The sequence below is a fragment of the Thalassotalea sp. PLHSN55 genome (assembly GCF_052030545.1).
GTDB lineage: Bacteria > Pseudomonadota > Gammaproteobacteria > Enterobacterales > Alteromonadaceae > CANMXU01.
Window position 1 is genome coordinate 631,658 of the sequence record NZ_JBPDIH010000003.1, and the last position, 10,163, is coordinate 641,820.

The following is a 10,163-nucleotide window of genomic DNA, read 5'->3' on the forward strand; positions in this document are numbered from 1 at the left end:
TAGTTTGTGTCAGGAACAGACAAACTGACCGTACTTCCTGTACATCGCCGCTCCTTTGCATCCATGCAACCGCGCCATACCGTACTTCCTGTACATAAAAAAGGGGAAGCGTGAGCTTCCCCAAAAGCAACCTCAAAAAGAGGTTAACTAACGCAAGAGCGTTATGCGAAATATTAACTAAAGTACGTATTTCGCAGAGAACTGGAAGTAGTTTGAATCAGCATCTGCTTCAGCCATTTCAAAGTTACCAAGTTCAACACCAAACGATAATTCTTTGGTGAAGTTTTTAAACAAGTTCACACCCCAATGTGTGCGATCGCGATCTGACGCATCTGTTTCGGTATTACCGTAGAATACGTTAGTACGCATATCTTCAGTCCAGAAATGACGGTAAGCAACCATAATTGATGTAGTGTCTTCGACTTCTTCACCAACCATATCTGTAGATGCTGTTACGCCAACATAACGACCCACTTCACCGCCGTGAAGTTGGAAACGGAAATCATCTTTACCGAAAGTTTTAATGCGACCTGAAACACCGTAACCAACTGCTGTTTCTTCATTGCCCGTCATAGACTCTAAACGACGAACAACACCAGCAACAGATACGTTACCCCAGTCACCACTAAAGGTATATTTACCAATAACGTCAGGCATACTATCGTTGTGGTAACCACCTTGAACGACATTATTACCGCCATACGTTTCAGGGTTTTCTAGAGCTAATTGCAAACCACCGTTGGTATAACGGATTTGTGTTTGACGAATAAACGCAGAAGCAACTAGCGGACCACCAAAATCTGCGGCTTCAGCAAGTGCACTGGTGTTTTGGAACGTGGTCCAGTATTGGCCCACTAATACATCTTTATATTTGATAAATGCGTGACGTAAACGAGGTTTTGAAGAGTTTGAAATGATCTCGTTACCACCACCAGAAACCGCACTACCATAAAAATCCATTTCAATAAAACCTGTCACGTCACCGTGAACATATTTAGTATTAAAACGCGTTTCGTTGGCGGCAATGCCAAAGTTTGAAGCATCTTCAGAAAGCACAGTGCCACCACCATACCAATAATCAGTTGCTTGTATATTTCCGTCAACATAACGAGTATCGACTTTAATATAACCACCAAAAGTGATGGCGCTATCTTCCCCTGTTTTTATCGTATAGCCAGCATTTGCTGCACCCGTTAATGCCATTAAACTACACGCTAATAGAGTTTTCTTTGCTGTAAACATGTTATATCCTCAATTTTGGCCGCAGGAAACCACACCATACCTTTTGGCTTGTTTGCTTTTCTTGTTATGTTTTCTGTTATTTCGTGTGTACTAATACTGCTAAGTATTAATTCGGTCTGCGTTATCTGCTATTGGAATAGCTTTTTATTATTTATTGTTATCGCAAGTGCTTTGCACCGCTCTTTTATTATTGATTTTTATTAAAAATTTGTTGTATTACTTTATATATTTATTATTTTTCTTTGCTTACATTTCATTAATTAGCTGAGGACTTTCGTCCTCAGCGTTAATGATTTACTTACTCTTCTAAAGTACTTAAATCACCTTCATCTTGACCAAGTGCACGTGCTTTTAATACACGGCGCATGATTTTACCTGAGCGTGTTTTTGGTAGTGAATCAACAAACTCAACCACTTCTGGCATGGCGATTTTACCCATTTCATTACCAACATGAGCACGTAATTCCGACTCAAGCGCTTTATCACCTTCAACACCCGCTTGCAAAATAACGTAAGTATGAATGGCGTTACCTTTAAGTTCGTGTGGCAAACCAACGGCCGCAGCTTCACTTACTTTCGGGTGGCTTACTAAGGCGCTTTCCACTTCAGAAGTACCTAAGCGATAACCACTTACTTTCAATACTTCATCCATACGGCCAATAACCCAAATGTAGCCGTCTTCATCAATTTTTGCACTGTCGCCAGCTAAATAATGCCACTCGCCATTTTCTTTTTGGCTCCAATACAGGTCTGCGTAACGCTCGTTATCTTTGAAGATAGTTCGCGCCATACCCGGCCATGGGTTTTTAACAATTAGCTTACCTTCTTCATCGGTGCCAACTTCGTTACCGTCATCATCAATAATCGACATTTCATTACCAAAGAATGGCTTAGTTGCCGAACCTGGTTTTAATGGCGTGATAGGCAGTGGACAAATCATGAAACCACCGGTTTCGGTTTGCCACCAAGTATCAATAATCGGACACTTATCTTGACCAATAACATGATGGTACCAACGCCACGCTTCTGGGTTAATTGGCTCACCAACACTACCTAATAAACGCAAGCTTGAAAGGTCGTGTTTCTTCGGCCAACGGTCACCAAAGCGCATTAAGCCACGGATCGCCGTAGGCGAAGTGTATAAAATGTTAATGCCGTATTTTTCAACAATTTGCCACCAACGGTTCGGGTAAGGGTAGTTAGGAGCACCTTCATATAACATGATAGTTGCACCATTAATTAGTGGCCCGTAAACAATATAACTGTGACCGGTGATCCAACCTGGATCAGCCGCACACCACCATCTGTCTTGCGGTTTAATATCAAACGCCATACGGTGTGTGGTTGAAGTATAAACTGAGTAACCGCCATGGGTATGTAACATACCTTTTGGCTTACCTGTGGTACCTGAGGTGTAGAGAATAAATAGTGGATCTTCAGCTTCAGTTTTTTCGGTATCACACTTTGAACTAGCAATGGGTAATGCTGTTAAGTCGTGTAACCAAAAATCACGTGCCGGCTCCATTTCAACGTCTAAGCCGTTATTTTTAACACAAATACACACTTCAATTGACGGCGTACGCTTCATAGCATCGTCGGCAATGCCTTTTAAATCAACTTGCTTACCGCGGCGCCAGCCACCATCAGCGGTAATTAAAACGCGAGAGTGCGCATCGTCAATACGTGAAGCAAGTGCTTCTGTACTAAAACCACCATAAACAACCGAGTGAATTGCACCAATTTTGGCACAAGCTAGCATAGCGAATACCAATTCTGGAATTTGCGGCATGTAAATGGTAACGATGTCGCCTTTTTCAACACCCATGCTTTTTAATACGTTGGCAAATTGGCAAACTTCACGGTTTAAACCATTGTATGAGTAGTTGCGAACCTGACCATTTTCGCCTTCCCAGATAATCGCCATTTTGTTGCGATTAGCATTTTCTAAGTGACGGTCAATTGCGTTATGAACAATATTGATTTCACCACCATCAAACCACTTATAAAATGGGGCGTTGCTGTCATCTAACACACTGTCCCATTTTTTATACCAGCTTAATGTTTCTGCTTGTTCAGCCCAAAAACCTTCACGGTCATTCACTGAATAATTGTACATAGCTTCATAATCACTCACATTAGCTTGGGCGATTACTTCTTCACTTGGATAAAAAATATCAGACTTACCTGATTCACTCATAATTTGCATCTCCGCTGCTAAAAACTACAGCTCATAAATAGTTTTTTGAAATTACCTAATAAAATAATCAAAATTTGTACAGCTGGGAATTAGACCTAAGTCTAAGACTGCAAAAAAAGCTTAACGCCTTGCTGTATCACTAAAATAATGACACAGCTTAACGACAAATTTTGTTGCACCCCATGATATTCGTTCAATAAAAATACTGCCCATTATTTGTATCTATTGTCTGTATCAAAAATAAAGCCAATACTTGCAAACAAGGTTCAGTAGTAACCACATATAACGGCTAAGGGTTATTTTAAAGTTCAATTCGCTTTTTTAAGCTAGATCAAAGTATTCCTAGACAAGGGGCATAGAATGAAGTTGTGGACAAAAGAATTAAGGAAGAAGACATGCACAACGAAGAAATTTTAGCGACACTCACCGAAAAGAAATTGCAGTTATCAAAACGCATTTCTGCAATAGAAGCTGACTTTAAAAAAGGCCGTTCAGCTGACTTCTCCGAGCAAACAACCGAAAGTGAAAATGATGAAGTGCTTGACGAGATTCATCATGAGGCGAAAGTCGAATTACAACAAGTTATAGAAGCGTTACACCGACTTGAGAACGATCAGTATGGCATTTGCACTGGCTGTGCAGAAATGATCGATCCAAAACGTTTGAACGTTTTACCTTATACCAACATTTGCATTAATTGCGCATCTTAGGAGCTACAACATGGCATTAGAAAAGCATGATTTACACCACGAGTTTCCAGAGTTTAATGATGAAATTCATCACCTAAAAATGAATAACAATCATTTTGCAAAATTATTCAAGCAATACCATGAAGTTGATCATGAAGTGCTTCGTATTGAGCAAGGAGTAGAAAATACCACTGACGAATATTTGGAAAGTGTCAAATTAAAACGGTTAAATTTAAAAGACCAATTATTTGTAATGTTGAAAAAAGAAGCCGCATCAGCCTAACACTCACCACACAGCAAACATTAAAATCAGCAAAGCCCCCACTTGCTGATTTTTTTGCTATTCAATTACAACAATAAATCCGCCAGTCGCACTTTATGCGGCTGACGCATACGACTGACCTGCGCCATTAACAGCTCTGCAGTGGCAATCGCATCGTTTAGGGCATTATGGGCAAAATGTTCAGGCAATTCATAGTTATGGCGTAAAGAAGAAAGGCGAAGCTCTGACGGATCGTAGGAAACATCTCGATTGTCTAAACGCTTTTTTGCCACCATTAAGGTATCTATCATCGGAAAAACAGGGGCAATACCATAAAGCTCAACACAGGCTTGTTTTAAAAATTCACGTTCAATGCGAGCAAAATGTACTAACATCACTTTTCCCGTTAGCGCTTTTAGCAACGCCTCCACTACTTCTTGTAGCGATTGGCCTTGGTCTTTTTGGCTATCGGTGATTTGATGAATGGTGACATTGTCAGCTTTGAGTTGCCCTTTAGTGCGAATTATTTGGTGATAACTGGTACGCAGCGGAATACGATTGGCAAATAAATCGACACAGCCAATGCTCAGTAATTTATCATTTTTTGCATGTAAGCCAGTAGTTTCGAAATCAACCGACAGAATTGGCGTATCAACAAAAAGCTGGTGTTTGTCGGGAAATGGCACCGAAAGAAAGTCACGTAGCGCCCCTTCAGGCACTTTTTTTAGCAACCTTTTTCTTTTTGCTTCATAGCCAAAAAAATGATCAAAAATATTCATCACATTAAAACGCCGACTGTCGTGCATCTTGCATGGTTTTAATCACCTTAAATGCGTCTTTTAAATGCTCTCGCTCTAATTTAGATAAGTCTTTTGGTGATAAAAAGTTATTAGGGCTTTTACCACTTTGCATACGTTTTGATTGATGCTGCATACGCAGCATAGATAAGAACTCGTAAGCATCAATTAAATTGGCCGCCGACGATTTAGTGAGTGAGCGTGTTCCGGCAACTTGCTTGAGCCGGTCGATGGTATTGGTCGCTGAAATACCTTCAGACAGGGCATAAATTCGCGCTAAATCAACAATAGGTGCAATGCCATTGTGCTTTAAGTCGAGTACCTTTTTATTTTCGCCATCTTGCACCAATACAAAATCTCTAAAAAAGCCTAGCGGTGGTCTTAACTGTAAGGCGTTTTTTGATAAATGCGCAATAAATACCGAACTACGTTTGGTTTTTTCGAGCATTTGTTGGCGAACGCTTTCTAATAAAGACGCGTCGCCATGCACTGTGGTTAAATCAAAAAAGACGCTACTGTTTAATAGCGCTTTCGGGCTTGGCGTATCGACCCATTTATCAAAATATCGACTCCATACTTTTTGTGGTTGCCGCCACTTGGTATTGGTCGCCATGATATCGCCTGGACAATAAATAAAACCGCACGCGGCTAAACCGTCGCTAACAAAGGTCGCCAAGTCAAAAAACCAGTAATTATCTTCCGCCTTCATGTCGTTGGAAATAATAAGGGCATTGTCTTGATCTGAATGAGCAAATTGCTCTTGTCGCGCTTGTGATCCTGCCGCAAGCCAAGCGTAAGGCACAGGTGCTGGTCCAAGTAACTTTTCCGCCATTTCAATTAAACGAATGGTAAACGCCATAGTGATCGCACTAATACTTTTACCAACATGATCGGCGGTAGTGCCCAGCTTGGCCATGCGAATTTGCAGCTTAGGCAGCATTTTACTAATTTCTGCGAGCTCACTAACGGAATTGGCTTTATGAATAATACTGGTAAGGTTAACGGCATTTTGCCCTTCATGATTCATCAAATCAGTTACGGTAACCATGCCAGCTAACTGGCCTTGATCAGTTACAGGCAGATGATGAATATGTTTACTGGTCATTATCATTAACGCTTCATAGGCACTGCTTTTAACATCAATAGTGGTCAGGTTATCAGTAATTATTGTGGTGATCGGTTCACTAATTGCTAACCCGGCGGCGACACACCGACGACGAATATCTTTGTCAGTAACAATACCAACGGTAATATCACCATCAAGTACCATTAAACAAGAATAACCTAGTTCGGTCATTTTAATGGCTGCATCTTGAATGGTGCATTTGTGATTTATGCTAGCAACTGGCGTGTGATAAAAATCGGCAATACTGGTGTTCATTAATGAAGAGGCAATAATGGCTTCTTCATTAACCGTTGCCATTTTTTTCTGTAAACGTTGCTCGGCGCTGTTTTCAAAAAAACCGATAACATCGGGAGAGTCTTTTAATATTTCCTGTAGCGCAGGGTAGGGAATGGCATAAAGTAAGGTGTCTTCGTGAGTGCGTACTTGAATATTGGTGGTATTTTGTTTGTGACAATAAATAGTGCATATATCACCTTCACCATACATGCCCAACAATTCTTCTTCACTTGAATAATAGCTTAACGCTCCTTTGCGCAAAATAAATAACGTTTCAGCAGCATATTCGTCTGGTGGTAGATTATTTTGATTACGCAAATAACAAATATCAATTTCTTTGATAACGTTTTCAAGCGTTTGATTATCTAACAAATCAAACGGCGGGATCGCCTCAATAAACGCGCAAATTTCAGATAGAGCCGTGTCCATATAACAATTCCATAACGCTAACTATGCTACTATTTAGAGCCTGTTTGCTATACAAGTCAATGATATTCACGCAAGTTACGACTAAAGTTTAAACCCAAAACTCACTTAAACAGCATTACCGTAATTTTTGCCGGTTCATTCAGACATTAAGTCAGCTTATCTAAGATTAACTTTTGACACCTAAAGTAATTAACAATTGTTAATATCGATGTAAATACTCCCTAAAAACAACCGACAAGCTAGTCAGCAAGCGTGATGTAAATATCAAGTGCAAAACCAAGAATTGATCACGATCTAGACTAAAGTTTAATACTCCCGCCAAAAAAAGATTGCTAGTGTGTAGTACAGATAGGTTCAGTATCTATTTTTGAGTTTAGTCAAAATCTACTAAGTATCAGGAATGAATATTAAATCTTTCTCAACATAACAAGCTGATAAACAAGCGTATAACAACAACAAGCGCTCATTCGCTAGGAGAAGGTAATGGAAGAGAGAACATCATATTGGCAGGAAAACCTGCGATTAATCTTTATCTGCCTCGTCATCTGGTTCGTGGTGTCATTTGGTTTAGGTCTACTGTTCGTAGAACCGCTAAATACCATACGATTAGGTGGGTACAAACTAGGTTTCTGGTTTGCACAACAAGGCTCGATTTATACTTTTGTGGGTTTAATTTTTTGGTATTCATCAAAAATGAACGCACTTGATAAGAAATATAACGTGGAGGACCAATAATGGATGAGTTAAGACTCTATACCTGGATCGCCGTTGGCGGTACCTTCGGTTTATATTTCTTTATCGCATGGTGGGCTCGCGCGGGTTCAACCAGTGAGTTCTACGCTGCTGGTGGTGGTATTACACCATTACAAAACGGTATGGCAATTGGTGCTGACTGGATGAGTGCTGCGTCATTCATTTCAATGGCCGGTTTAATTGCTTTCCTAGGTTACGGTGGCTCGGTATTCTTAATGGGTTGGACCGGTGGTTATGTACTACTGGCAATGTGTCTAGCCCCTTACATGCGTAAGCATGGTAAGTTTACGGTACCCGAATTTATTGGTGACCGATTCTATTCTAAAACTGCCCGTATTGTTGCGGTAGTCTGTTTAATTATTGCGTCTGTTACTTACATCATCGGTCAAATGAAAGGTGTTGGTGTAGCTTTCTCTCGCTTCTTAGAAGTTGAGTATGATGTTGGTCTATACATTGGTATGGGTGTGGTATTTGTTTATGCAACCTTAGGTGGCATGAAAGGCATTACTTACACGCAAATTGCACAATATGTTGTATTAATCACAGCATATACTATTCCAGCTATCTTTATCTCTTTACAGTTAACAGGTAACCCAATTCCACAACTTGGTTTAGGTTCAACCCTTGCCGATGGTAGTGGTGTTTATCTACTTGATAAGCTTGATATGGTGGTCAGTGACCTCGGCTTTAAAGAGTACACACCTCCTCCTTAGGCTCGGTTGAGATGATTGCTTATACTATGTCTCTTATGATTGGTACTGCAGGTTTACCACATGTAATCATGCGCTTCTTCACTGTTCCTTCAGTTAAAGCAGCACGTCAATCAGCAGGTTATGCCTTAGTATTTATCGCGTTACTTTACACTGTAGCTCCGGCTGTTGGTGCAATGGCACGTTTCAACCTAATGAATACCATTGAGCCGGTAGCTGGTCAAAACTTAGTGTATGACGAGCGTCCACAATGGTTTAAAGATTGGGAAAGAACAGGTCTGTTGAAGTTTGAAGATAAAAATGGCGATGGCAAAATCCAATACGTAGCGGACAAAGAAACCAACGAAATGGTGAAAGTTGACCGTGACATTATGGTACTAGCTAACCCGTCTATTGCTAACTTACCAAACTGGGTTATCGCACTTGTTGCGGCCGGTGGTTTAGCAGCAGCACTGTCAACCGCAGCAGGTTTATTATTAGCAATATCCTCCGCCGTATCCCACGATTTAATGAAAGGGGTGCTGATACCGGATATGAGTGAGAAGAACGAGCTACTTGCAAGCCGTATTGTCATGACCTTGTCGATATTACTTGCTGGTTATCTGGGGCTCAATCCGCCTGGATTTGCCGCAGGGACGGTGGCGCTCGCCTTTGGTTTGGCAGCATCATCAATCTTCCCGGCACTAATGATGGGTATATTCTCTAAGAAAATGAGCAGCAAAGCAGCCATTGCGGGTATGTGTTCTGGTATCGGTGTAACGATGTTATACGTATTCCAACACAAAGGGATTATGTTTATTCCTGGTACTTCGTTCTTAGGTGATATGGAAGCTAACTGGTTCTTAGGTATTTCACCTAACGCATTCGGCTCAATCGGTGCACTAGTTAACTTTGCAGTAGCATTTGCAGTATGTAAAGCTACAGGTCCAGCACCAGCTGAAATTCAGCAATTAGTTGAGAACTTCCGCACGCCACATGGCAAAATTGCAGAAGCTCACGATCACTAAGCCCGAATGATTAAGGTTTAGTTACCAAAAAAGGCTCCTCTTGTTGGAGCCTTTTTTATCCAACGTCAGTTATTTAAAGTAAACCGTCTGTTTTGATGGACTTTTCTAATAAAAACTATAAATTACAATAAGTAAAATTTTTATTGTTAATGGAATCTTTATGAATCGACATACCAAAATTGCTTTGTTTGTTGCGCCCTTTTTAATACTTGGTGGGTATATCGCCTCAGATTTCTATATGGAATATAAAGCCCAGGAATCGAAAGTAATTGAGCTAGCATCATTTGGTCATTGCGACATTATTAATCAGCAATGTATTTTAAAATCGGGTGATTTTCAGGTTAATATTTACGATGAAAAAGGGGTGACTACCGTTAACTCAACGTTTCCGCTCGATAGTGCGACGTTATTTTTAGTGGATAAACAAGACAACCCAACCGCCTATCGATTAGGCATGTTAGACAGCCCTTATTATTGGAAACGTAATACACCACTACGTACCTTAATTAGCAATAGAGGCGACAAGTATAAACTTAGGTTAATTGCCAATATCAAAGGCGGCCAGTACATTAGTGAGTTTTATACCCAAACCACCAAATAAGCGGTAAGCGGTAAGCGGTAAGCGGTAAGCGGTAAGCGGTAAGCGGTAAGCGGTAAGCGGTAAGCGGTAAGCGG

Annotated in this window: 8 protein-coding genes and 1 pseudogene; 5 read left to right on the forward strand and 4 right to left on the reverse strand. The window is 40.6% G+C overall.

The features are described from left to right. Positions 1-177: 177 nt before the first annotated feature. Both ACRRSQ_RS08525 and acs read right to left on the reverse strand, forming a co-directional pair. A complete protein-coding gene (locus ACRRSQ_RS08525; protein WP_440875293.1) occupies positions 178-1,242 on the reverse strand; it encodes a DcaP family trimeric outer membrane transporter in 1,065 nt (354 codons plus the stop codon). A 298-nt stretch (positions 1,243-1,540) separates the two neighbouring features. Further along, complete coding sequence (gene acs / locus ACRRSQ_RS08530) at positions 1,541-3,439, reverse strand: acetate--CoA ligase (protein ID WP_440875294.1); 1,899 nt, start codon at positions 3,437-3,439, stop codon at positions 1,541-1,543. Positions 3,440-3,834: 395 nt separating this feature from the next. On the opposite strand from acs, the gene ACRRSQ_RS08535 reads away from it, so the two are divergent. Both ACRRSQ_RS08535 and ACRRSQ_RS08540 read left to right on the forward strand, forming a co-directional pair. Further along, a complete protein-coding gene (locus ACRRSQ_RS08535; RefSeq protein ID WP_440875295.1) occupies positions 3,835-4,149 on the forward strand; it encodes a TraR/DksA family transcriptional regulator in 315 nt (104 codons plus the stop codon). A gap of 10 nt (positions 4,150-4,159) precedes the next feature. Further along, positions 4,160-4,411: a YdcH family protein gene (locus ACRRSQ_RS08540; RefSeq protein WP_440875296.1), complete on the forward strand. Its 252-nt coding sequence runs from the start codon at positions 4,160-4,162 to the stop codon at positions 4,409-4,411. Between the two features lie 65 nt (positions 4,412-4,476). Here the strand turns inward: ACRRSQ_RS08540 and ACRRSQ_RS08545 are convergent, their stop codons facing one another. Next, positions 4,477-5,169: an exonuclease domain-containing protein gene (locus ACRRSQ_RS08545; protein WP_440875318.1), complete on the reverse strand. Its 693-nt coding sequence runs from the start codon at positions 5,167-5,169 to the stop codon at positions 4,477-4,479. Between the two features lie 4 nt (positions 5,170-5,173). Continuing rightward, the gene (locus ACRRSQ_RS08550; protein WP_440875297.1) at positions 5,174-7,018 is read right to left on the reverse strand and encodes a putative nucleotidyltransferase substrate binding domain-containing protein; all 1,845 of its coding nucleotides are present in this window, start codon (positions 7,016-7,018) and stop codon (positions 5,174-5,176) included. Positions 7,019-7,501: 483 nt separating this feature from the next. Between ACRRSQ_RS08550 and ACRRSQ_RS08555 the strand changes: the two genes are divergently transcribed. From ACRRSQ_RS08555 to ACRRSQ_RS08565, 3 genes and pseudogenes are all read left to right on the forward strand, one after another. Next, positions 7,502-7,753: a DUF4212 domain-containing protein gene (locus tag ACRRSQ_RS08555; protein ID WP_440875298.1), complete on the forward strand. Its 252-nt coding sequence runs from the start codon at positions 7,502-7,504 to the stop codon at positions 7,751-7,753. Then, positions 7,753-9,488: pseudogene (locus tag ACRRSQ_RS08560) on the forward strand (sodium:solute symporter family protein). The gene ACRRSQ_RS08555 and the pseudogene ACRRSQ_RS08560 overlap by 1 nt, the downstream one beginning before the upstream one ends. A gap of 160 nt (positions 9,489-9,648) precedes the next feature. Further along, positions 9,649-10,089 carry a hypothetical protein gene (locus ACRRSQ_RS08565; protein ID WP_440875299.1) on the forward strand — a complete coding sequence of 147 codons (441 nt, stop codon included), beginning with the start codon at positions 9,649-9,651 and terminating at the stop codon, positions 10,087-10,089. Positions 10,090-10,163: the final 74 nt, after the last annotated feature.